The 25,829-nt window shown below is 45.3% G+C and carries 12 protein-coding genes; 4 read left to right on the top strand and 8 right to left on the bottom strand.

The window, feature by feature from the left end; genetic code table 11:
- Positions 1-156: 156 nt before the first annotated feature.
- Positions 157-3,282, bottom strand: a complete 3,126-nt coding sequence (locus HMPREF1536_RS13225; protein WP_147337507.1) for a DUF6383 domain-containing protein — start codon at positions 3,280-3,282, stop codon at positions 157-159.
- A gap of 651 nt (positions 3,283-3,933) precedes the next feature.
- On the bottom strand, positions 3,934-4,374 hold the full coding sequence (locus HMPREF1536_RS13220) for a DUF6078 family protein (RefSeq protein ID WP_028729731.1): 441 nt from the start codon (positions 4,372-4,374) through the stop codon (positions 3,934-3,936).
- A gap of 115 nt (positions 4,375-4,489) precedes the next feature.
- Here HMPREF1536_RS13220 and HMPREF1536_RS13215 point away from each other — a divergent pair, with 115 nt between their 5' ends.
- Positions 4,490-8,515 (top strand): hybrid sensor histidine kinase/response regulator transcription factor, encoded by a 4,026-nt coding sequence (locus HMPREF1536_RS13215; RefSeq protein WP_028729732.1) that lies wholly within the window; start codon positions 4,490-4,492, stop codon positions 8,513-8,515.
- 73 nt (positions 8,516-8,588) lie between these two features.
- Here HMPREF1536_RS13215 and HMPREF1536_RS13210 read toward each other — a convergent pair whose 3' ends face one another.
- From HMPREF1536_RS13210 to HMPREF1536_RS13185, 6 genes are all read right to left on the bottom strand, one after another.
- Positions 8,589-9,794 (bottom strand): glycoside hydrolase family 88 protein, encoded by a 1,206-nt coding sequence (locus tag HMPREF1536_RS13210; protein WP_028729733.1) that lies wholly within the window; start codon positions 9,792-9,794, stop codon positions 8,589-8,591.
- Between the two features lie 6 nt (positions 9,795-9,800).
- Complete coding sequence (locus HMPREF1536_RS13205; RefSeq protein WP_028729734.1) at positions 9,801-11,735, bottom strand: heparinase II/III domain-containing protein; 1,935 nt, start codon at positions 11,733-11,735, stop codon at positions 9,801-9,803.
- Positions 11,736-11,916: 181 nt separating this feature from the next.
- Positions 11,917-13,668, bottom strand: a complete 1,752-nt coding sequence (locus tag HMPREF1536_RS13200) for a RagB/SusD family nutrient uptake outer membrane protein (RefSeq protein ID WP_028729735.1) — start codon at positions 13,666-13,668, stop codon at positions 11,917-11,919.
- 13 nt (positions 13,669-13,681) lie between these two features.
- A complete protein-coding gene (locus tag HMPREF1536_RS13195) occupies positions 13,682-17,008 on the bottom strand; it encodes a SusC/RagA family TonB-linked outer membrane protein (RefSeq protein ID WP_028729736.1) in 3,327 nt (1,108 codons plus the stop codon).
- Positions 17,009-17,766: 758 nt separating this feature from the next.
- Entirely contained in the window at positions 17,767-19,803 is a 2,037-nt protein-coding gene (gene lacZ4, locus HMPREF1536_RS13190) for a beta-glucuronidase LacZ4 (RefSeq protein WP_028729737.1), read from the bottom strand.
- Between the two features lie 362 nt (positions 19,804-20,165).
- Positions 20,166-22,709, bottom strand: a complete 2,544-nt coding sequence (locus HMPREF1536_RS13185; protein ID WP_028729738.1) for a TonB-dependent receptor — start codon at positions 22,707-22,709, stop codon at positions 20,166-20,168.
- Between the two features lie 202 nt (positions 22,710-22,911).
- On the opposite strand from HMPREF1536_RS13185, the gene HMPREF1536_RS13180 reads away from it, so the two are divergent.
- Genes HMPREF1536_RS13180 through HMPREF1536_RS13170 form a run of 3 tightly spaced genes read left to right on the top strand, consistent with a single transcriptional unit; the run spans position 22,912 to position 25,825 of the window.
- Positions 22,912-23,544: a SagB/ThcOx family dehydrogenase gene (locus HMPREF1536_RS13180; protein ID WP_028729739.1), complete on the top strand. Its 633-nt coding sequence runs from the start codon at positions 22,912-22,914 to the stop codon at positions 23,542-23,544.
- Between the two features lie 53 nt (positions 23,545-23,597).
- Positions 23,598-24,689, top strand: coding sequence for a metallophosphoesterase (locus HMPREF1536_RS13175; RefSeq protein WP_028729740.1), 1,092 nt, complete (start codon positions 23,598-23,600; stop codon positions 24,687-24,689).
- A gap of 11 nt (positions 24,690-24,700) precedes the next feature.
- A complete protein-coding gene (locus HMPREF1536_RS13170) occupies positions 24,701-25,825 on the top strand; it encodes a metallophosphoesterase (protein ID WP_028729741.1) in 1,125 nt (374 codons plus the stop codon).
- The last annotated feature ends 4 nt before the right edge of the window (positions 25,826-25,829 follow it).

Raw genomic sequence — 25,829 nt, 5'->3', positions numbered from 1 at the left:
TCTGTTTTCACTCTTCACAGAGGTTGAACAGAAGAACTTTATTTCATTACTTTAGTATTAATATCTACCGCTTGTTCGCCCTTCACGGGGTAATTGGCTCATGACGGAACCGCGCGGTAAACAATTTAGAATTATTTGATTATAAATAATTGCGTCTTATTTTACGATTGCTTTTACAGCAGCTTCACCTTCTACGGCTACGATTACTACACCTGAAGGAGTAGAGATTTCAGCTTTGTCAGAAGAAAGAACTGCGTTAGCAATAGTCTGGCCAAGTACGTTACTGATAGTAACTTTCTTGCCTTGTGCACCGGCGATAATCACTTTACCTTCTGTTGTTGTTACTTTTACAGAAGAAGTAGTGATATCTTCGTTTGCTACAGGATTACCCTTGAAGTTTTCTTCCATGTTGAATACTTCACCGTTAGTATAGCTGTTTGTTACAACAACTGTACCGTTTACCCAACGCAGGTAACCTTCGTTATTTGCAGATGCATCGAATGCGTCTTTGTCTGCAGCACTATATTCTTTGTACTGAGTCTGGATCTTGAATGAACCAGCTTCGTTATCTACGTAACGGAAAGCGAACTTAGCAACATTGAATGCTGGATCAGTCATACCTAATTTAACAACTTCACCACCCTTGCGAGTAATATACAATGTATCGTTTGTATGGATACCTTCTACGAATGACAACTTAGCCTTGTTTTCGTCTGCTTCAACCATATTGATATATGGGTTGTTGTGCAGGTGATCAGCTTTGTAAGCAAAAGCAGTGTCAATCAGGTTGATCAGGAAGCGACCTTTTACTACAGCCGGATTTTCTTTTGCGTCAGCGCAAGGGCCACCATGTTCTTCTCTCCAAGCATCTGTATTATGTTCAGGATTGTAAGGACAGTAAACTGAATTTTCTTTATCTACGTTTACAGCCAACAGATACTGGTAGCAAGTGTTAGCAACACCATTTACTGTACGGTTTACATAAGCTGTATCAACGAACAGAGCAGGATTAGCACCAGTTACACTGTTATTTACATTCAGGAAGCTCAAAGTTTTGCCATCTACAACAGATTTAGCATCTGCTTTTTCGAACAATACTTCTGTAGGATATTCTTCACGGTAAATTCTTACTGTGTCACCCCATGCAGCAACTACCTTACGGTATTCCGGAGCATCGATAGGCTCAACAACCATCAGAGAGTTGGCATCATCTGAATAAGTTTCAACATTTTCCCATGTACCTTTGTTTGCACTGTTCTTCAAGTATACTTTCATGTCACCATTGATAGCAGTAACAGGTTGTACTTTACCATCTGTATAAGTATTTGTTACAGCCAAGGTTACATAGTTATATGTATTACCCGGTCTTTTCTTCAATGCGAAGATTTTAGCATTGCGAGCAACATTCTTATTATCTTTGTCACAGATGTAATATTCCTGATTTGTTTCATTGTTCAGAATTACATATTCACGGTTACCTCTGTTCTGGAATACATACGGAAGAACTGCCAATGTGTCCGGAGTAGTTGTTGTAACACCTGTTGTTGCGTTATAAGAGACCAAGTTACTGATAACTAATACAGAGTCGATCTGTTTGTTATAATCAGCAGCATCCTTCTTAACTAATTGTACATTCCATTGAGTAGCTTCCTCCTGGTTTACTGTTGCACCGATCTGGTGTGTGCCGTGATTTTCTGCCCAATAAGCAGGAACGTCACCGTCTGCATTGCGACGAGACTGACCCAGATAAAACGCAGAGTTGATCAAAGCGTTGTCTGCATATACTTGGTAACCGTCTGTTTTTGAAACTGAAGCTACTGGAGTGATCTTGATCTGTTCACCAGCTATAAGACCTGAATTAGTTGCAGTTACTGCACCTACTTCATAAACACCAGCACTTACTTCACGTAAAGATGCAATTTTAACCTGCACTGCAGCCGTTGTATTTTCACGGTTTGTCAAAACCAACTCTCCACCAACAATGCTTGGAGCCCACATAGTAGAAGGATCTTCTGCAACAACATCAGCAGCCTTTACGAAATCAGCAACATTTGCAGCTGTATTAAATCTCAGACCTAAAATGCCATTAACCTTGTAAGCAGCAGCAGCTTCTGTTTCACCTACAGCTTTCTTTACAAAGCTAACTTTGTAGAACTGGCCTGTCAGGAACTTATGGAAGTCAACTGCGTTTGTTGCACCTAAAGCTGTACTAGCCCAGTTAGCAGCAGCACCATTCAAAACATCAAGAGCTGTTAATACGTTAGTTCCGTTTGATACATTAACATATAAACGTTTGCCATTATCAACAGTTACTTCTACTGTTTTTGCTCCGTTATCAGCTACGTTGATTTTGAATTTAGCTGTAGTTCCAGCCTGGATAGCAGCTGCGTCAGTTGCGCTAACTAACTTAAAGCCTCCTTTAATAGCATTTGAGCTATTCAACGCTGCATCAAAAACAATGTATTTGCCATCTTTGTTTTTCAAAAAGAATTCAGTTGTTGCCCCTGCTGCCGGTATAAATGCAGAAGAACCACCATCCCATTCCATTGCAGTCAACTTGTTAGCGAACAATTCCGCGCCTTTAAGAGTTGAAGTACCGAAAGTCACTGATAAGTTAAAGCCATCATTCAAGTCTTTATTCAGATCCTCACCTTTAGCAGCAGCTGTATAAGCTGTTTCTACTGATGCGAAAATAGCAGCACTATTTACATCCGCGGCATCTGCTGTGATAGTTCCATCAGCTATAATTTTGATAAACTTACCATTCTTAGCAGCATCAGAAGATATAGCTTTCAATCCAAAGAAGGAAGTAACTGTACCGTCTGTCTTTGCCAATGGAACGATATCAAAATTCTGAACGCCATCCAACGACAGAACAGTTCCATTAGCACCTACTAATTGATCCCCATTCAGCGTAAAATAGAAAGGAGCCATAGTAGCAGGAGTAGTTGCAGTAGCATAATCTGCTTCTGCACCAATCAAAGCAGCAGATGATACAAAATAATTTTGAGCAGCATTCGCTGTAGTCAAAGCACCTGTTTCCAAAAGTACCTGCAAACGAGCGTTGTTAGTAAAACCTTTCAAAACATTTACTGCTGTATGACCAGCAGCAGCAACAAGGCCAGCATCACTGGTCACTTTTTCTGCACCTGTGTTAGGTACAAGCGCACGAGTTTCTACTCCGTTAGGAGCTGTAAACATTGGAGCCGCTGTACCTGCGAATGCTGAAAAAGCTGATGCAAATAACAAGCTAGCTACAAGTGTAGAAAACTTTTTGTTCATAATCAATAAATTTAATATTAATAATAGTGTTATAAAAACCTGTTCACAGCCTATTCCCGATAGGCCAGCTAGTAGTAATGACTAGCTAAAACGTTCCTTTTTTCTAGTCATTTTTTATGGGGCGCTTTGATTTCATACCGGAAAGAGAGAATTTCGTACTTAATTCGCTATCGTGTTGATAAGAAAGAATATAGAAAAGGAAAAAATCTTGGGGAAGCTATTGCCAGTTCAAAAGAATGTAGTAATTTTGATGACTAGAAAAAAGGAACGATTTTTCTAGTCAGTCGTTTTTCCCACCCTAAGTATTATAAATCAATAGATATATAGTCATTTTGACGACCTGCCCCGAAAGGTAGGAATATAGTGCCTTATATATAATGTACACACGCGTACATTATATTATTAGTTACCTGGACGAAAAAAAGCAAGGTTTTTGCAGAAACAATTGTTAATAGAGCTAAAATGGGCTATATTTACCCTTGTTAAGGACTTTCCGAAGGCGCTTCTGCTTCATCTTCCACATCATTTTATTAGCATATATTGTGTTACTGCAATGGCATATATTGTGTCACCGCAGTATCACAATATATGAGAATGGCGGCATCTCCCAGGGAAATGCCGCCAAGTCAATAACAATCTGTAAATCAATACCTATCCGAGATCGTAATACTCCTGGTACTCGTCATATCGAGGTTCGGTAGAAATGCCGTGGGCAAGAAAGAGTTTTTTGATACAGGCCTGCTCTTTCGGTCTGATCAGGCGTCGCTTCTGCTTACAACGGTAATAGGTGCTGCGTCCCAGGTGGGCTATGATCTGCGATTTGATTGCTTCCGCTTTTCGCAATGGTAGGTCATCGTACAGCCAGGTGATACCTTTGGCAAACTTTTGGGGTTCATCCAGTACAAAGAACGGGCACTCTTTATCACCGAGCGCATCAAGGTAACCCGGGTTAAGAATGTATATTCCTCCACGATCCTTCGGGACATGGAGAGCCATCTGGCGGCGTAAACATTTGTCACCATGCGGACATTGCTCGCGGAAGCAATTGGCAAAAGAAGCAGGAAAATCGTTATAGTTGAAATCTGGTTTCATAATGCGTATAAGTTTATTGGTTGCTTATAGGACAAAGATACCTATTTATATGAGCTTCTACACTAAATATTTCCGGAATTTATCATTATCTTCGCCATCAAATAGTGTAAAAGCCATGAGAAAACTAATCATCCTTTTCGTCTTCCTGAACACCCTGTCTTACGCTTTCCCTATCTACTTTAAGCATATCGGGACAAAAGAGGGGCTCTCGCAACTATCGGTCATGTCTATTTATCAGGACGAACTGGGACGGATGTGGTTCGGGACGGAAGAAGGGCTGAGTGTTTTCGACGGCGTTCATGTGACCGCATACAAGCCGACTCTGGCGAATGAGAACGGGAATGAATTTCCGGTTGGAAACAGTATCGATTTTATCACCGGAGATAACCGGGGGAATATTTATTTCAATTCGGACAACTCGCTGGTATGCTACAATCTTCATTCCCAGGAGTTCTCCTGCTTGAAGAAGTCGAAGGTCAACGCAGTGGCTTTCGGCGACGGGCAACTTTGGGTAGGCGTCGGCGACTCTATCTTTACCCGGGAGAATGACACCGGAGAACTGCAATTCCGTTTCAAGCTCGAATACACCTATCAACATGCCACCTGCATCACGGTAGACAGCCAGAAACGGTGCTGGATCGGGACGAACAGCGGATTATATATGCAGGAAGGAGATACACTTCCCACCTGCATCATTCCGAATGAAGATATCTACGCCCTGTTTGAAGACTCTCACGCAAACCTTTGGATCTCGGCGCGTATGAACGGGCTTTACAAAAGAGAACCGTCCGGCAGTTTCAAACGTTACCGCTATGATCCACAGAAACCGGATAATATTTCCAATAACCAGGTGAGAGGGATCGTTGAAGATAATTTCGGGAACCTGTGGATCGGAACGTTCACCGGGCTCAACAAATATAATCCGCATGACGACAGTTTCCAGGTCTACACCCGCGACCTTCTGCCCGGCAGCCTGGCGCATTCGTCCGTATTCCCCGTTTATAAAGATCATCAGGGAAGTATCTGGCTGGGGACTTACTATGGGGGCGTGCATTACTTCAACCCGGAAATGGACTTGTTTACCGTCTACACGGCCGACAGTTCAAGAAAGGATTGTCTCAGTTTCCCTTTTGTCGGGCATATGACGGAAGACAAAGACGGAAACGTCTGGATTTGCACCGAAGGGGGCGGTCTCAACCTCTTCGACAGGAAAACAAAAACCTTCACCTATTTCATGGCCGATCCCAACAAGAATTCCATCGCCCATAATAACCTGAAAGATATTGCTTACAGCGAAAAGCGGAATAAGCTTTACATCGGGACGCATACCGGGGGATTATCCATCTTCGACCTTTCCCAAAAGCGGTTCCGCAATCCTTATTTCGAAGACCCGTCGTATGCGGTAAAGGCGGGCGACCGGATCAACCAGATGCGTATCTGGAAAGACAAGTACCTGGTATTCATGACCCAATGGGGCAATGCGATGATGGATCTCGACACCGAGCAGATACGCCCGATATTCAGCAGCGGAAAGTCTTATGGAAATCATTGTTTCCTGATAGACTCGCAGGATTATATCTGGATCACTACCGGATACACTCTTTACAGAATCAAAATGAACAACGAGCAAGACCTGCGCGTGTACCGTTGTGGTGAGGACGGGCTCGGCAAACAACCGATATCTTCTATTTTTGAAGACAAGGAAGGACGTATATTCCTCGGGACACAAGGGTCGGGTTTATACAAATTCGAGGAAAAGAATAATACGTTCAAAGGGTATACGACCGACAACAGCCTGATACTAAGCGATTATTGCTATGACATAAAAGAGTCGACGCAAGGTTACCTGATCATTTCCGGAGACAAAGGGCTCTCTTTCTTCGATCCTGTGCAGGAGCAGTTTAAGGTGGTGGAGCTGGGAACGGCTCTTCCTGTGTCGGGTATCAATAAAGGGTGCGGCCTGCTGGTTTGCAGGAACGGCGAGATATTCGTAGGCGGCATAGACGGAGTCAGCACATTCTTCGAGCAGGATTTGTTTCGCCCGGCCAAAGATTACCGGCTATACTTCTCCGATCTGTATATCAACAACGAGATAGTACGGCCGGGCGACCGGACACATATATTGTCCGAGGCCTTGTCCTACACCCCTGAAATAGACCTGAACCACAACCAGAACAACCTGATCGTGACTTTCAACTCGAACAACTATATCAACACATTGAAAGAGACGGCCTACGAATATATGCTGGAAGGGTTCGACGACAAATGGATCGGCAATAGCGATAACAGCATCCAATACACCAACCTCAACCCCGGAAAATATACGCTGACCGTACGCGAAAAGCAATATGATCCCAAGGTCGAACCGCAAACGATCCGGATGGGCATCGTTATCCATTCGCCGTTCTACGCCACTCCGCTGTTCTACCTGTTGTATGTATTGGTTGGCGGCGGACTGATCTACGGTTTCTTCCGTTTCAAACAATCGCAGTTGCTTCTCCGTACCTCGCTGGAGTTCGAACGGAAGGAGAAAGACAGGATCGAAGAACTGAACCAGGCAAAATTGCAGTTCTTCTCCAATATCTCGCATGAGTTCCGGACACCGCTTACGCTGATCATATCGCAAATCGAATTGTTATTGCAAAGCAGTTCGCTGGCACCATCGACCTACAACAAGCTATTGAAGATATACAGGAACACGCACAACATGCGGACACTGATCAGCGAGTTGCTCGACTTCCGCAAACTGGAGCAAGGCCATGTGAAACTGAAAGTATGCGAACAGAATATCATCCCGTTCCTGAAAGAGATCTATCTGTCTTTCTATGAATATGCATCCGGCCGTTCGGTGACGTATCATTTCAGTACGCAGCAGGAAGATATCAGGTGCTGGTTCGACCCCAAGCAGATGCAAAAGGTCTTTTACAACCTGCTGTCGAACGCATTCAAATATTCCAAGCCGGGTGCCGACATCGAAATGGTGGTCGAGGAAGACGAACAAACGATCATTGTCAAAATCATCGACAACGGGATCGGTATCAGTAAAGAGGATATCGACAAGATATTCGACCGTTTTTACCAGGCAGGCAACAACACTCCGGGACTGTCGCAACCCAGCACGGGCATCGGCCTCTCACTGACCAAAAGCATCGTGGAGCTGCATCATGGTAAAATACAGGTGGAAAGTACGCCGGGATACGGAAGTATATTCATCGTCCGCCTACCCAAAGGCCGGGCGCACTTCAAGGCGGATGAATGCAAGTTCGTCGAGCCGGAGAATGAAATGATACGCAACGAAATACAGCCGGAGACAATTATGAACGACCTTCCCGAAGATACTTCCGAACTGTCGCTGGCCGAAACCGGTGCCACTTATACCGTCCTACTGGTCGACGATAATGAGGAATTGCTTCAGATACTGAACTCGCTTTTCTCTCCGGTCTACAATGTCCTGTTGGCGCGGAACGGCAAAGAGGGATTGGAAAAGGCGAGAAGCGAGAAGCCGGATATTATCGTTAGCGACATTATGATGCCGGAAATGTCGGGGACGGAGATGTGCCTGAAGATCAAAAACGATTTCGATATCTGCCATATTCCGGTGATCCTGCTCACGGCACTCGGTTCTGCAGAGCAAAGTATAGAAGGGTTGCAACGCGGTGCGGACGATTATATCAGTAAGCCTTTCAATGCAAAGGTGTTGCTTGCCCGTTGCAACAACCTGGTACGTAACCGCATCATCCTGCAAAAGAAGTTCAACGAACAAAGGGATTTCGATACACAATCGCTGGCCAGCAACCCGATCGACCAGAAATTCATGGATACGGTCAACAAGATCATCGAGGAGAACCTCAACAATATGGAGTTCGATATGAATACGCTGGCAAAAGAATTGGGACTAAGCCGCAGCTCGCTGTACGCCAAATTCAAAGCGCTGACCGGAATGACCCCGAACGACTTCGTCCTCAACTGCAAACTGAAACGGGCAGCCACCCTGTTAATAAGCCGCCAGGATCTCCAAATCGCGGAGATCTCAGACTTGCTGGGCTTCGGCTCCCCCCGCTACTTCACCCGCTGCTTCAAGGCACAGTTCGATACGACACCGGTGGAATACAGGAAAAAGCAGACTCCCGATAACGGATAGGCACCGAAAAAAAATGGACAGGCACCGCTTCAACGACAAGTGCCTGTCCATTTCCTGTCAGATAGTTATCTGTTTATTTCCCTTCTATCTCCTTTTTACGTTTCAATGCTTCCATAAAATAGTAGTCGGCATAGTTCAGCGGAACATCTATTTCCGAGTTATGCGGGATACTGCCTACCGAGTGCATCAACAGGAAGTTTCCGTTTGTACCCAGGGCGGCACGATAGGCCGGAGAAGCCAACGAAGTCATTATACTGTCGGCATAAGCCTTATAATCAGCGGGATTCTCGACATCCAGCGTACTGATCTCATATAAGGCAGCAGCGATACAAGAAGCAGCCGAGGCATCGCGGGGTTCGTTCGGAATATTCGGGGCATCCATATCCCAGTAAGGAATAAGGTCGGCCGGCATAGCCTTATGGTTCTTCATGAAATTGAATGTTTTCAATGCCTGATCCAGATATTTGCGATCGCCGGTCTCACGATAACAAACGACAAAGCCGTAGATAGCCCAGGCCTGCCCGCGGCTCCAGGCCGACTCATGCGCATAACCTTGTGCCGTGTGGCGGTGACGTACGGAACCGTCTTTCAGGTCATAATCGATCACATGGTAACAGCTGCCGTCCGGACGGAAATGTTCCTGCAACGTACGGTCGGCATGGGCGATAGCTATTTTGTAGAAAGAAGAGTCGCCGGACAGGCGGGTTGCTTCGAACATCAGTTCCAGGTTCATCATATTGTCGATGATCACCGGACATTCCCAGCCACGCTCCGACTGCCATCCTCGATCCACATTCCACGACTGGATCACCTGCGGAGCTTCACGGAAGCGGGTAGACAACGATTTGGCGGCCTGCACCATCACATCTTTATAAGAAGGATCGGCTGTCAGGCGCAACCCGTTACCGAAACTGCAATTGATGATAAAGCCGATATCATGGTGCCAGGTAAGGTTCTTGGCCTCTTCTATCGCCCAGGTATATTTCTGCGCCAGCGGAAGCAAAGCCGTATCGCCGCTCAGTTCATACAGATACCATACGGAACCGGGGAAGAAGCCGCTACGCCAGTCGGCCGGGCCACAGTAATACACGGAACCGTCGGTCTTCAATGTCACCGGGTTCATGAATTTACCACTGGCTTCGATAACTTCTATTTCTTTACCGATCTGGGCACGGGCGAAATCGACATTCTCGTCAACAAAGCTCTTTTCTACAGTTTTAGGTGTTCCCCCGCAAGAGATCAGGAATGCGGAGAAAGCTAAAGCGATCCAATTTTTCATTCTTTTCTATTTATTGATTTGTTTGATTGTGTACACATACGTTCCGGACAAGGTCTTTTTCTTTGCTGTCAGAGAAAGACGGTAAATCTCTTTTCCCCATACAGTAGATAAACGCGGATCGTCCAGCGCAATTGTCTCGATAGAGGGTGTAAAGCTATTTTTATCATATTGCAGATTTGCCTTTTCACCGTTCACTTCGATGGAGACAATACCCGGCGTTGCTATATCCACATTTCCCCAGGTCAGGAAATTAATGCGGTTGAAGTCTTTCAGTTCATCCAGAGAGAACGAGTCTTTGATCTTCAGTTCTCCTTTATTCAGGACATAGGAGCGAACCCATTTCTTTACCCCGGCTTCTTCCGGATAGGCCGTAGCAATATTGGCGAAAAACGTACTGCTCTTCGGATGGAAAGAAACGTCTGTTGCCTTATATTTCGAGCCGAACGCCTGGGGGACACCGTTTATCATCGGCAGGTTATGGTAATTGCTCTGCATCGTCCAGATCGTATACCGCTCGTTACTGAAGGTCTGACGGGTATAAGTGCCTACACCGGCATCGATAATAATCGGGGTCGTATGCTGATAAAGCGAGAAAGTTCCGGCATCGTTATGGTTATGGCTTTCGTTGTTATAGCCGCCTTTTGCCGCAAAGAAAAGGCCGGACTTATTGGCCATATAGCAGAACTCGGTTTCAGGATACCAGGTATAAGCAGGTGATTCGTAGACGGGCTCGACCTCTTTCATTTCTTCCGCATAGAGAAGACTTTGTAACGTACGGAAGATGTCTCTGCCGGAAGAAGGTGCCTTCTGCCCCGACAGGCTATTCAGGTAGGCTGCATACTGCATCATCACCTCGCTACCCACCGCTTTTCCGTAACGGAAGATGATCGGTGCATCCCCTCCCCCTTTGGCGGAAGCATCTGCAAAGTTTACAACCCAGCCGTTCCCTACGTACGAACGGGCGATGTATTCACCCATATTCCTGATTATCGGCTGGTCGAAGAGGCTTACTTTCCCCCCGGTTCCATCGTAGAGCAACTGGAGATAGTCATACATCTTCCCGGCGGCATGTCCCCAGTAGGAAGGGCCTTCCTCGCAAGCTCCGTCGGAGTGGGTATAGTTGATGAATTTATCGACAGAGGTCATCGTACGGTAAACGGCTTTCGCCAGTTTTTCCTTATCATTCTCCAATAGCAGGAAGCATTGCAGCACATTGAAATTACACCAGGGGTTCCAGTTATTCACCAACATACCCGGTTTGTAGTTGAAGGCCATCCACCAGAAGCGGTCTTCGTTCATATAAGTATCGAGAATCCGCTCCTGCAACTCATGGCGCAGGCGTTTGGAAATAACGGGGTTTACCTTATCGAATTCAGTATGGAAGAAGTAGTACGTCCATGAAAGCAGCGATCCCAGGTCGCCGGCTGTCAAGTCGATCACATGCTCTTTATAGTCGGGCAAGGAGCGTGTAGAGCGTTGCGCACTCAAATGGGCGGATAACACCCAGGAAGTCATTTCACAGGATTGATACACCCCATTGATCAGTTGGTCGATAAAACGCCCTTTTCCCTCGGCCAGCTCCGCCATCAGCAGGTCGGCAATAGCAGTATTATTACTGCCGAACGGATCTTCCATGATCCGGCGGTTGCCGCTACGTTCGTATTCGATATAATCGGTTGCCTTTACGACTTTCCATTCGTAACCGAGCTGTTTCTCGCCCCGTTTGATATAGGCATCTTTGTAGTTGCCCAGTAGTTTGTCCCAAGCGGCACGGTCGGTATAATCAGGGTAAGGAACCCATTGCTGATCGGTGATCAGTGTTGATTCCAATTCAGACAAACCAGCAGATTGCTGCAATAAGTTACGTTCCACATAGGCATACATTTGTGTGGTTGCCAGGAGTAACAGGCAAAGGATGATCCGGTACTTTCGTGTTTTCATAGGTATTGTATTATCTCTTTTGACAAAAATAGGAAGATTAATCAGAAAAGAGCAGGGCTTTTTGTCCATTTCATAGGCATAAATAGTCCAGAACCGTATGTTTAAGTAATAAAGAAGGCCTTAACTCCGAATCCGCAGATTCATCATTAAGACCTCCATAATATATATCAGAAGAATAAAATCAATCTACCCAGCCACTATTCTGTGTCAGGTTGTTGTTCATCTGTATTTCAGATCTCGGAATAGCCCAGTTATACAGATAATCGCCACCCCAGGTGTAAGAAGCCTGCATCGATCCCCAGATTTGTTTCAGGCCGGCATTCTTTTTGAACTTAGTTTCATGCCAGGTCTTCCAGCGCATTTCGTCGAAGAAGTTAACACCTTCACCGGCAAACTCCCAACGGCGTTCGTTACGGATACGTTCACGCATATTATCCTGACCGGATACCTGGGTATACTGGTTGCTGTTCAAAAGAGCGACCTTGGCACGGGCACGCACCTTGTTCACCCATTCTACCGCTTCACTAGTCTTGCCCTGTTCATTCAGACATTCAGCCAGCGACAACACCACATCCGCATAACGGATAATAGGGATATCGATCGGAGAATATTCGCGGTTAGGTATCTCCGAAGCCCCTTCGGCAACGAACTTACGGAACAGATAATAGTAACGGTTGTTCGTATCCGTCTTCAAGTCGAACGGATCGGCGGTATCAAATCCTCTGTACGGCCAACGAAGCGTATAAGTATAGGAAGTAGCACCATTCGCCCCGAAATATTCGGCATACGGAGTAATAACAGTAGCCATCAGGCGCGGGTCACGGTTTTCGTAGGCTGCTTTGATTCGTGCCTCATTACCTGTTGCCAGATATTTAGACAGGTCGGCACCGTCTTCCGCCATCTTAGCCTTTTCAGTCTCCGTCATATCATCACGTAGGAAATAAACAGATCTTTTTGCCAGATCCATTGAATTATACCCCGGTAAATAATCATCCCAGTTGAACGGCTTTCCGTCTGTACATTCGTATGTTTCAACAAAGTCCGTGCTTACCAGATATGTATTCCAGCAGGAACCGAAAGAACTACGCGTACCATAACGGAAAGAGAAATTGTTACCATAGCCACTCTCACCAATACATTGCAAAGAGAAGATCATTTCTTCGCACTGCTCGTTCGCCTCCTTGAACAACTGTTTGTATTCACCCTGGAACAAGCCATAGCCCAATTCCCCTACTTTACGGAGATCGGCCTCAGCTTTCGCCCATTCGTTCATCCACATATAAACTTTACCGCGTAAAGCATAGGCAGCCCCTTTGGTAACACGTCCATAACCGGCATCGCCGGCAGGATATTTATCCGGTAGGTCGGGTGTATCGATAGCCTCTGTCAAATCGGAGATCACCTGAGCCCATACCTCAGCTTCAGTATTACGACCTTTCACCAGTTCATCCAATTCAGCCGGTTCAAGATAGATGGGGACTCCTTTATACATCATGTTCAGTCTGTAATAGAAGAAAGCACGCATAAACTTGGATTCAGCAGTCAGACGGGAAAGCTTCTCCAACGACAGAGGTGCTTTCGGTAAATTGGTAATAGCGTCATTACAACGGCTGATACCTTCATAATTGATTTTCCAGTAACCGGAGAACTGTCCGTCGCCGGTAGTTGCATTCCCCCTCAACAAGGAGTAGTTGCCATCACGGTAATCGGCCGAAACACCATAACTGTCAAATTTGTGCAGGTCACCGGCCACGTTCTCGGAACGAAGAACATTATAGATACCTGTCACACCCATATCCGCCAGGTTTTCTGTCGTCCACATGTTACCGGACGCAATCGAGTCGTATGGGGTCAGATCCATCAAGTCGCTGTTACACCCTGTCAACAGAGCGATAGAAGCGCCTAACAAACAAATATTCTTTATTAATTTCATAACTCTCTACGCTTTAAAATGAAATGTTAACACCAAATGCAAATTGTCTCAATGAAGTATATTCAGGGGTAGCTCCCAGTTCAGGATCCTGTCCCGGATATTTCGTAATATTGAATACGTTTTCGATAGAAACATACGCACGAAGGTTATCCGTGAAAAACTTCTTGGAAATGTGCGCCGGCACTGTATAACCGAAAGTAAGGTTCTTTAATTTCAGATAGTTACCATTGTACAAATACAAGGAAGATGTTTCCACATTCTGATAACCGCTTTCACCATTCACTAGACGTCCGTACTTAGCGGCCTGATTGGTGCGCGGATCAGACGGATTCTCCGGATTATAGAAATAATGGTTATTGGCAATATCAGTACCCAGCGCCACACCTACACGTGTAGTCGGTGAGTTATAACCGGTAGACGCCCCCCAATACAACTTGAATCCGGCAGCACCGGCCCAGTTCATAGAGATATCAAATCCTCTCCATGCGGCAGACATCTGAAAACCGAAGTTGAATTTCGGGTCGGAAGAGACTCCCTGGAATTCCTTATCGTCCGAACCTCCGTAGATGCCGTCACCGTTGGCATCGGCATAGATATAGTCGCCATACCAGATCTTATCCTTCGCAACCGTCTTGTTCGGCATAAAAGTATGGCCTGCATCGATCATCGCTTTCAGCCATTCCATATCGCTTTCCGTACGGATCATACCGTCTGTCGGGCCTCCGTTCACTCCGTCGGTCGCATATCCTTTTCCGGAACCTTTATATGGATTACGTACGTAGTATTCTTTCATGATACGGTCTTCAATAACCGGATTCACGGCAGAAGTACTGGAAGCTACATCTCCGATATTACTCTTCCATTCGCCGTTCTCATCATAACCGGCTACTAATTCTCCTTTATATTTCTTTATCTTATTTGGCGTGTAAGAAAAGTTTCCGCTAACGGAATAGCTGACTTCTTCAATCTGGTCTTTCCATCCCAACGACAGTTCGACACCTTTCGTGCTCATCTCCGCTATGTTCTTACGGGGAGCCCCTTTATTACCGGCTGTCAGATAAATAGAAGGCGTAAACAAGATACCGGTCGTATTCTTAACAAACGCATCCATCGTGAACGACAGGCGGTTGTTCAACGCATTCAGGTCGATACCGACATTGGTCATTTTCGATGTTTCCCACGACAACATAGAGTTGGCAATGGAAGTAGAAGCCAGACCGGAGATAAGTTTTCCTCCGAACGGATACTTACTACCGCCGTAGGTAGACTGATATTCATATTCCCCTACATCATCTCCCCCGTTATTACCTACCGAACCGTAAGAGACACGAAGCTTCAGGTTATCCAGCCAGTTCTTGGTGTTTATCATAAAACTTTCTTCCGAAATACGCCAGGCAGCCGAGAAAGAAGGGAAAGTACCCCAACGGTAATCGCTATGGTAACGGGCATTACCGTCATGACGCAAATTCGCTTCAAACAAATATCTGGACTTATACGCATAATTGATACGTCCGAAGAAGGAACGGCTGGCACGGTCGAAAGCACCACCACCCACACTGACCATTTCCGTAGCAGAACCGGGCGTATGGATACTCGAGTCGATCAACCCTTTCTTTGTTGCATTACGGGTATCCCGTTTGTAGTAATACTCTTCATAACCTGCCAATGCGCCCAGATCATGATCGTTATTGATCGTAATGTTATAACGCAATATGTTCTGCAATGTATAGCTATAATCAGCACGGTTATAGAAATAAGTAGTCATTTCAGACGGTTCGGTTGCCGGAGACATAATAGTGCCGTCGCTAAACTTCACCTTTTCATACGGATTCGTCCAGGTCTGGTTATCTTCCCAATACCGCTTATAGTTCAGGTTGAAATCCCATGACAACCCTTTTATCGGAGAAATACGCGAATACAAGGTCGTGTTGAAGTTCGTCTTCTGCTTTTTACCATCCTGTGCATTCAGGAAAGCCAGGATACTGTTGGCAGTGGCACTTTCTTCCGAAGCTTCCGGGTAACCATACTGTCCGTTCAGTTCCGGATACAGACCGGGAGTTGTCTGGCGCAGGTAGTTGTTGGCATTGTCGAAGTTTCCGGCTTCTTTATCTTCCTGGGAAGCAAAGGTACGCGTTCCCACTGTCAGCCATTTAGTGACATCCGCCTCTATATTGGCACGCAGGGAATACTTTCTGATACCGGTATTATCTACCAGACCCGGATTATCCAGATAACCGGCAGACATCAAAATACGAAGCTTCTCCGTACCACCGTTCACAGATACATTATGATCGTTTATCAAACCATGCCCGAACAAAGCTTTCTGCCAGTCGGTATTCGGATAAGCGATGTAATTAGGTACGCCGTTCTCGTTCAATCCATTCGGATCTTTCGACTTTTCGCGCCACAGGTCAATCGTGCTCTGGGCAAAATGGTTCGGCTGGCCGATGTTTTCGAACGACTCGTTCAGCCATTCCATGTAATCGGCATAATCGGTCACCTGGTCAATCAGGTTCGTCGGCTGTGCATAAGAGATACGTCCTGAATAAGAAACGGACAGCTTACCGGCTTTCCCTTTCTTGGTTGTGATCAAAACGACACCATTCGCTGCACGTGATCCATAAATAGAAGAAGAAGCGGCATCTTTCAGGACTGAGATCGACTCGATATCCTGCGGATTAACAAGGTCCATAGATCCTTCGACACCATCGATCAGCACCAGCGGATCCTGATTGTTCAACGTACCGACACCACGGATACGGATCTTCGAACCGTCGCTACCCGGCTGTCCTGAATTTTGCATTACCTGCACACCGGCACTCAATCCGGCCAGGGCATTCGATACATTCGTGATCGGACGCGACAAAGCCTGATCCGCGAAATCGACGGAAGAGACAGAACCGGTCAGGTTCACCTTCTTTTGTGTACCATAACCCACGACAATCACTTCGTCCAAAGCCTGTGAGTCTTCCTTAATCTGAATAGTAAAAGAGGTTTGGTTGCCTACCGGGATTTGCTGCTCCGTGTATCCGATAAAAGATACCACCAATACAGCGTTCGGAGAGACATCTAAGGTGAACTTACCGTCCATATCGGTAATCGTTCCGTTCGTTGTTCCCTTCTCTACAACGTTGGCACCGGCAATCGGGCCCATGGCGTCTTCAACTGTTCCGGTTACCTTCTTTGTTGCTTGTTGTGGCGAAGCGACAAAAACACCGGACTCCGGTACTTCTTTCCCCGGATTAGCAGGATCGGCCGAAGCCACTCCTACCGATGTCAGGAACATAGTAGTCCCTATGAACATCTTAGATAAATAAAAACGATTAAAATCCTTTGTCATAATAACACCAGATTTAGTTAATGAATAAAATGTGTTTGCGCACACCGATACCGGTCAAATACCGCCGTGCATTACTCTTGGTTTTGTTCGTTACTATGCATAAAAGGAAATAGTTCTTAGTGAACTCAATCATTTTTATTCCTATACATCGGTTAAGAAGCATTATCAATTCGAAGAGTGCCCTAAAGACAAAATAATCATAGTTTCAAGGTGATTCTAAGACGTATTTATTCAGCATTATAGATGGACAGAAAAGAAAAAGACAACCTATGCTTTGGCTTGAAAAATTAAGGTATTATCACATTTTCATCGGTTGATAAAAAGGAACTGAAGGATGATTTGGAAGATAAAAACAGACAATCTTTTCTACCCGGTATCCGAACGCAGGTAGAAAAAGCGGTAAATTGAAATAAACAGGAGATAATAAACCATTAAGCAGGCTATCTTGTAGATTATTAGCAAGAAAGATACGATTATTCATTATGTTAAAACTCTATCTGTGGACAATTAGTGCACATCAATCAGACTAATTTATGTGCTCCCCAACTCCATGATACCTTATTTTTGCGTCCGTAATGTTCGACTTGTTAAAAGATCATAGTTCACTAAGAACTATGATACCAAATAAAAAAGGAGCAAGGCATCATTTATCAGAAACCTTACTCCTTAAGCGTTTACGGTCAAAAGGAAGTATGCTACAAATATATAAATCTCCTTACTTTCTTGACCGGGATATCATTTGAGTAGAAAACACCTCTCTATTTACAATTCCAGATCACCTGATCCGTTATACTGTTTTTCTTCTGTACAGACCGAACTTCAATCGTATTATCGCCTTCCGTCAGGTTTACGCTATTCCAGATGAATGTGGCATAATTGTCCGGCCCCTGCCTGCCAATGCTTTTGCCGTTTACGAACAGTTCCAGTTGCGGCAGGTTGGAGAAGACCATTATATCGGTCACTTTTGTATCGCGGTCGCGGTGGCGACGGTTAGCGATATAGACGAACTGGTCGTCTTTATTCCAGTTTGCTTTGTAATAGTAGAAAGCATCCTTTTTCACCTTACGGTCGAAAGTAACCAGTCCTTTGTCGTTGATCCCCGGACGGTCGCCTTCCGTGCGGTGAGCGGCTCCGAAGTCAAACAGGTTCCAGATAAACGAACCCCAGACAAACGGGCGTTCGGCAATCGCTTCCCAGTTTCCCATGTGATAGAACGTCTGGAAGTTCTCCGGATGCCACCAGCCAGAAGCAACGCCCGGCTTAACAGAATCCTGCTGGTGATAGATACTTGCCCCTGCCCCGTATTCGCTGATACCGATCTTATATTCCGGATGCGCGGCATGGTTAGCATCCAGCCATTTTCCCATATCGGAAGGCGAACCGCCGTACCAGCCGAAATACTGGTTCCAGGCAATCACATCGGTGATCTTGCTGATATCGCTATCGTACGACAGGAAGCTGGCAGCCGTAGTCGGGCGTGTCGGGTCTTCCTGGTGTGCCAGGTCGTTCAGTTCCTTTATATATTCGATCGGGTTATCACCGATAGTCTTCAGTTCGTTAAATAATCCCCAGAAACAGATCGACGGGTGGTTGTAATGCTGGCGGATCAGCTCCTTCAGCTGTTCTTTTCCGTTAGCACGGAAAGCAGGCAGGTCGTTATAGCCTCTGTCCAGATAACCGCCCGGACCGATAAAAGGTATTTCCGCCCAAGTCACAATTCCATATGTATCCATCAGGCTGTAGAAATAAGTGGCTTGCGGATAATGTGCCAGGCGAATGGCATTCGTTCCCATCTCAGCAATGATCGCTGCATCCTCTTCGTGATGTTCCTTATATAAGGCGTTCCCTCTTTCGGCGCGATCCTGATGACGGCACACGCCATGCAACTTCAGATGTTCCCCGTTCAGGAAGAACCCTTTTTCCGCATCCACATGATAAAAACGCAGGCCAAGGGGTTGAACGACCTTGTCGATCACCTTTCCGTCTGCCATCAACGTAACTTCCGTCCGATACATGAACGGATCTTTCCGTCCGTTCCACAGGTGAGGATTCTTTATGGAGAAGTCGAAACCGGCCGTATGCGTCTGTTTGGCGTCGACAGTAATGTTCATATCCTGTTGTTGTACGATCTTATCGCCATCCAGTATCTTTACATTTACCTGCACCGGTCGCCCGGCAGACGAGCCGTTCGACAGCAGTACTTTCGCCCGCACATCCGCCTGTTCCTTCGTCACCTTGTTCTGTATGAGATAGACACCGGGAGATGCATAATCGGTCAGCGAGATGTTGACAGGATCGGTAATGATCAGATTAACATCGCGGTAGATACCTCCGTAAAAGTTGAAATCGCCCACCAGCGGCATAATGTCCAGTTGCAGGGCGTTGTTTACTTTCACAAGGATTTCGTTGTCGGCACCATATTTCACATGGTCGGTGATCTCGAACACAAACGCTCCGTAACCGCCACGATGCTCACCCAGACAAACCGAGTTAACGAAAACGGTAGCGATGGTGTTCACCCCTTCAAAGCGCAGGAAAAGACGTTTGCCTTCCCACTCCGGCTTAACAAATAGTTTTTTATCGTAATTGCCCATTCCGCGATAATAATCCTGCGTACCGATGAGGGCATCGCCGCTGTTCCATGTATGGGGCAGGTCGACACGCCGACCGCTGTTACGCTGTACCTGATGCGAGAAGCGGAAGTTCCAATCATTATTCAATAATATTTCTTTACGCGAAGCAAAGAGAGATGTACTAAATAGCAATAGTACCAGACAAAAGACAGTGTTTCTCATATTACTTATTTCTAATTCGTATCACAAAGATAGGTTCTAAAACGGAATTCTATTGGCACAAATAGTCTAAGATGAGGTATATTATTGTCCATCCCCGATGATTTAGGGCTTTTCATTGAGGGAACTGCTCCTCTTATGTACGTATCGGCAGTTTGTTTCACTATGAAGAAACACTTGTTTCTCCCAGGTGAAACAGTTGTTTCACTAGCATGAAACACTTTCAGGGTGCATACTTTTACCACTCATTACAGGCATCCGGTTGAAAAGGAAATGGCTATGGTTAAAATTAGTTGCCGGGTAAAGCAAAAAAAGGTCCGGCAGGAAAAGCTGTCGGACCTTTGAGTTTATATCGCCGGAAGAGATTACATAGCTTGTTCTCCGCCACCACCTTGGTTGTTTTCGCCACCACCTTTCGAGTCGTCATTGCTGATACCACGGCGTACTTTCTTGATCTGTCCCTTCATCGTACCGAAGCGGTAAGAGATGCTGAAACGGAACTCGCGGGCACTGCGCCAGTTGGTTGAGACATCGCGGAAATCAGCACCAGTTGTCGTCGTTTCCATCTTCATAGTCTTCCAGAACGGGTTGTTGGCTCCTACTGAAACAGACAGTTTCTTTTTCAGGAAATCTTTGCTGACATTCAGGCCGGCAAAATAGAAAGGAGACCTCTCTCTCTGCAATTCAATCCACGGACTAAAATAACCTCCATGTAAGTTGATACGGAAATCTTTCGGTAAGGTAAACTGTGTTCCGGCAAAAACACGTCCACTAACACCATCTTTTTGGAGATTCAAAGTAGGAGCTTTCAAATCTGTATAATCAATCCCCCCGTTCATATAGATACGGAACCAGGTATTCGGCGACCAGTTTCCATACAAGAACATGCCTACCTGTTGCTTCTTTCCGATGTTGTCATAGGTATTCCACATAGCACCATTATACTGTGAACGGGGATCATCAGGTTTAAAGTCTGCCACAAATGAATAACTTTCAATCGGATTATTAACAAAAGTATAGCTTAAGCTGGCATTGATACTGAACTTCTGAGTAAACTTACTGAAGTTCAGGTTCACGTTATTACTCTTTTCCGAGTCCAGATTAGGATTACCCTGAGATATATTCTGTGGATTAGCATCGTTGATATACGGGTTCAAATACCAGATACCCGGTCGCTGAATACGCATATTATATCCTAACCGGATCTGGGTCGACATATCTAATTGATAAGTCAATGTTGCATTCGGAACCAGATCAAAATAGTTTGAGTCGAAATTCAAATCCGGCTTCAAGGCATACTTGGCATTCAGGCTTGTGCCTTCACCACGCACACCAGCTTTGATACCGAACTTATCCAAACGCACCAGATAACCCAGATAAGCTGAATAAATATGCTGCGTATGACGGAACTGACTGTTGTCTTTTTTCTGGTCTACCCAAATATCAGTCGCGTCGTCATAGATCTGTTCCAAGGTGTTACTCTTATTCTGGCGATTGATATATTTCACGCCGGCTTCAAGGGTTTGCTTCTCGAAAAGAGGAGTTGTATAATCTACCTGTCCGGTATGCTCAATGGTCGATGCATCGTTGATGTTCCATTTAGGATAATCTTTTTCCAGATAATAGGATACAATATCAGAAAGCTCTGTACGGCTTTCATTATCATTGGGTGATTGGCTGAAACGATAAGAGACTGTCAGCAATTCATCTTTTTTGCTGGTGGAGTGCTGGTAGTCGACATTCAAATCGGTTGAACCGAAAGTTCCTTCCGATACACTATTGCGGTGAAAACTATAGACTGGTACAACCAGTTCATTAATATTACCTCCTATCGGATTCAAGATCGCATCTAGTTCCGATAAACTTTTATTCTTACCTCGGAATAGATTAGCACCCACACTGATCAAATTCAAAGTATCTATTTCATAACTAGCTTCCAGATAACCATATTGGAACGGACCTTTATTCTTAGCACGACCATCTTCTATCAACTGGGTAGGCTTATCTCCGACCAACCAGTCTTTCTCCGTGAAACGTTCACTGTGCGAATCATTCCAGGGAGAGTTACGGTTGTTATAACCATAGTTGGCAGTAAGTCCCAGGTTTCCGACCTTCAAAGAGACATATCCACCGCCACCAAAGCTGCCCAATGTACTCGCATTGGCACGAACCGTACCTGTATATCCCTGCATCGCATTCTTGCTTGTGATAATATTGATGATGCCACCCACACCTTCCGCATCATACTTTGATCCCGGGTCAGTGATCACCTCGATATTTTTGATCGAGCTTGCCGGCATACTTTTCAGTACATCGGAAGCGTTCTCACCACTCAACAGGTTAGAAGGTTTACCGTTCATATATATTTTATAGTTGGAAGAACCTTTCAACTGAATCTTGTCTTCGCCATCCACTGTGATCATCGGGACTTTGCGGAACATCTCCAATGCATTATTAGTCTTTGCTTCAGGGTCGTCGTCCAGGCTATAGGTTATTTTATCGACCTCCACAGTCACCAACGGCTTCTGGGCAACAACAGTTACTTCATTCAGTTGCTGGGAGTCATCATTCATGAACAACTTACCTAAGTCGAGGCTCTTCTTGCCTTCAGACACAGTAAAATGTTTCACAGCAGGAACTTTACCCAACGATTGCATAGACATAACATACTTTCCGGGCTGTTTCAGTGTAGCAGTAAACTTTCCGTCATCATCACAAGCCAGCAGTTTGATCGCAGTCTGCGGAGCACTTGCCAAAGCGATACTGAGTGTGGCATAGGGAACTGTTTCATTAGACAGGGAATCGACCACCTGTCCCTTGATCGTGTAGTCAGCGGCATTCTGTCCTTGTGCACATAAAGGCACAGTCATCATCAACACCAACAATAAGTAGAGCAGTTTTTCTTTCATCAAATTTAAAGAATTTAGAAGTTATCGATTGATACATTTATTTAAATACTTTCTTTATTTAGTGTAAACTCGTTGCAAAAGTAAAAGAATCTACGAACCGTTCGTATTTAGCAGGATTAAAGAAATGTAAAAGATGTATTTTGCTGTTTGATTAGATGAATTTCTTTTAAATTTGTAAGACTTACTATTAATAAATATGGATATGAGAAAGATTTCATTGATTTTAACCGCTTTATTATTTATCACCGCAATGAATGCACAGGATTTAAAAGTTATTAAGCTCAATGCTCCCGACAAAGCTCGCGGAACAGCTGTTATGAAAGCATTTTCCGACCGTCATTCCGACCGCGAATATGCTGCAAAAGAGATCAGTATGCAGGATCTTTCAGACTTATTGTGGGCTGCCAACGGCATTAACCGCACAGACGGCAAACGTACGGCTCCTTCCGCGCTGAACAAGCAGGATATAGATGTTTATGTAATCCTGAAAGACGGCGCTTACCTGTATGACGCCCAAACACATGCCTTGAACCCTATAGCCAAAGGCGACCATCGCGCAGCGGTAGGCGGCGGACAGGATTTTGTGAAAGATGCACCGGTTTGCCTTGTCCTGGTATCCGACCTGTCTCGCTTCGGAAAGGTTTCCGACCAGACCAAACTGATGGCTGCTATGGACGCAGGCATTGTATCACAGAATATTAACCTGTGTTGTGCAGGCATAGGTCTTTCCACAGTTCCCCGGGCATCTATGGATCAAAGTGCACTTAAGAAGATTCTTAAGCTCTCCGACAGCCAGGTACTACTGATGAATAATCCGGTAGGATATCCGAAATAAAGGTATTTGCACAATCCCGGTACGTTCATTATCTTTGCCGAAAATTTGACATAATGCCTACAATTTTTATCGCCCTCTTCAGCTGTTATCTGGCTGGGAATATCTATATATTTATCAGAGGGGCGCAGGCTCTTGTGGCCCAACCCTTTGGTGTAAAGGTGCTTCTGACGGTGTTATTCTGGAGCGGAGCTCTTTCGTTTTTGGTTAGTATGCTGGCGCGAAACGTCAAGTATCCGGACGTACTGGCTCATACGATCCATGAGATCGGGACAGGTTGGCTGGTCTTTACGTTGTATATGACGCTCTCGTTGTTGGCGTTTGATGTTTTCAAACTTTTCAACGGGGGCTTCAAGTATGGGTTCTATATCTCTTTTTGGCTGACTCTCTGCCTGTTAAGCTATGGCTATTATCATTATCAACATCCCAATACAGAAGTTATCAACATAGTTATCAACAAGTCTGTCAACAATAATCAACAGGCGATGAAAGTGGTTTCTATCAGTGATGTTCATCTGGGATATGGTACAAACAAGGCACAACTGAAGAAATATGTGAATATGATCAATGCCCAGCAGCCGGACTTGATCCTTATCGGTGGAGACTTGATCGACAATAGTGTAACTCCTCTTTATGCCGAGAATATGCAGGAAGAGTTATCTCAGCTGAAGGCCCCACTGGGAATCTATATGGTTCCCGGTAACCACGAATACATCAGCGGAATAAAGAAAAGTGTCGATTTCATACAATCTACTCCTATACAGCTTTTGCGTGATACAGTTATCACATTGCCAAACGGACTGCAAATAGCCGGCCGTGACGACCGCCATAACCCCTCCCGCCTATCGCTTCAGGCTCTGGCGCAGAACATTGACCCGAACAAACCTGTTATTCTTTTAGATCATCAACCGTATGACCTGCAGGAAACAGAAAAGGCGGGTATCGACCTTCAGTTCAGCGGACATACACACCGCGGACAAATCTGGCCGATGAGTCTGGTAACAGACCGCCTGTTCGAGCAAAGTTACGGATACAAACAATGGGGTAACAGCCACATCTATGTATCTTCGGGACTATCGTTATGGGGCCCTCCTTTCCGTATCGGGACAAACAGTGAGATGGTGGTATTCAACATCGCGTTCAAGTAAGACAAGAGGATATGAAAGTCTTTATTCAATCGATTGTAGCACAATTGCTGCTGAACCCTTATATTTTCTGGCGGGGATATCAAGCAATACCGGCTAAGAAAAGCTGGCGCATTCCTTATACGTTGTTCTTCATCCTTGAACTGGCTATCTATTTCTTTGGTTTTATTTTCCGGAATGAGTTGCCGGACAATGTTATGACAACCATACAATATATCTGTAATACCTGGTATATTGCATCCATATATATCACCCTGTCCCTTCTCGCTTTGGAAGTGATCCGGTTATCAAACCGTTTTTTCCATTGGTTTCCCTCGTGGCTCACCACCCATTGGAAGCAAACAAAGCTGACCTTATTCTTTATCATCCTGGCAGGGGTTACCGGATTGATGATAAAAGCTTACCTGACTGTTATCCACCCGATTGTCAAAGAGGTGTACGTTACATTACCTAAAGGTTCAAGTCAGCGCGACAGCCTGACCATCGTGATGATGAGCGACCTGCATATCGGAGAAGTGATCGGTAAAAAACTGGTTCAACGCTATGTGGCAATGAGTAATGCACAGCATCCGGATATGGTATTGATGGTAGGAGATATCATGGATTATGAATCCCGTTTTGCTGAAAATGCACATATAGAAGAAGACCTGCAACAGCTGAAAGCGCCTTTGGGTGTCTATGTTGTCAACGGTAATCACGAATATCGTGCCAACCGCTTCGCCAAATACCGCTGGTTGAAAAAGACCGGGGCAACCTTATTGGTCGACTCTGTAGTGCAGCCCGACTCTTCTTTCTACCTGATCGGAAGGGATGATAATATCAACAAGAAACGTAAGGCCTTACATACCCTGATGGCCGATATCGATACAACCAAACCGATTATCGTCATGGATCATCAACCCTGGTCGTTTGCCGAAATGGCAATGAACGGTGTAGATCTCGGACTCCACGGGCATACCCATAACGGGCAGCTATGGCCTTATCCCCTGTTAATGAAGCTGATCTACGAATGCCCTTACGGCTATCATAAAAAAGGGCCGACCCAGTTTTATGTATCGTCTGGAATCGGTATAGCCGGCCCTCCTTACCGGGTCGGGACAGTATCGGAACTGGTGGTTTTACATATCAGGTTCAAGTAACCCT

Origin of the sequence: Parabacteroides gordonii MS-1 = DSM 23371 (genome assembly GCF_000969825.1) — a bacterium.
In the GTDB taxonomy this organism is placed as follows: Bacteria; Bacteroidota; Bacteroidia; order Bacteroidales; family Tannerellaceae; genus Parabacteroides; species Parabacteroides gordonii.
This window is presented reverse-complemented; position numbering and strand designations above follow the sequence as displayed.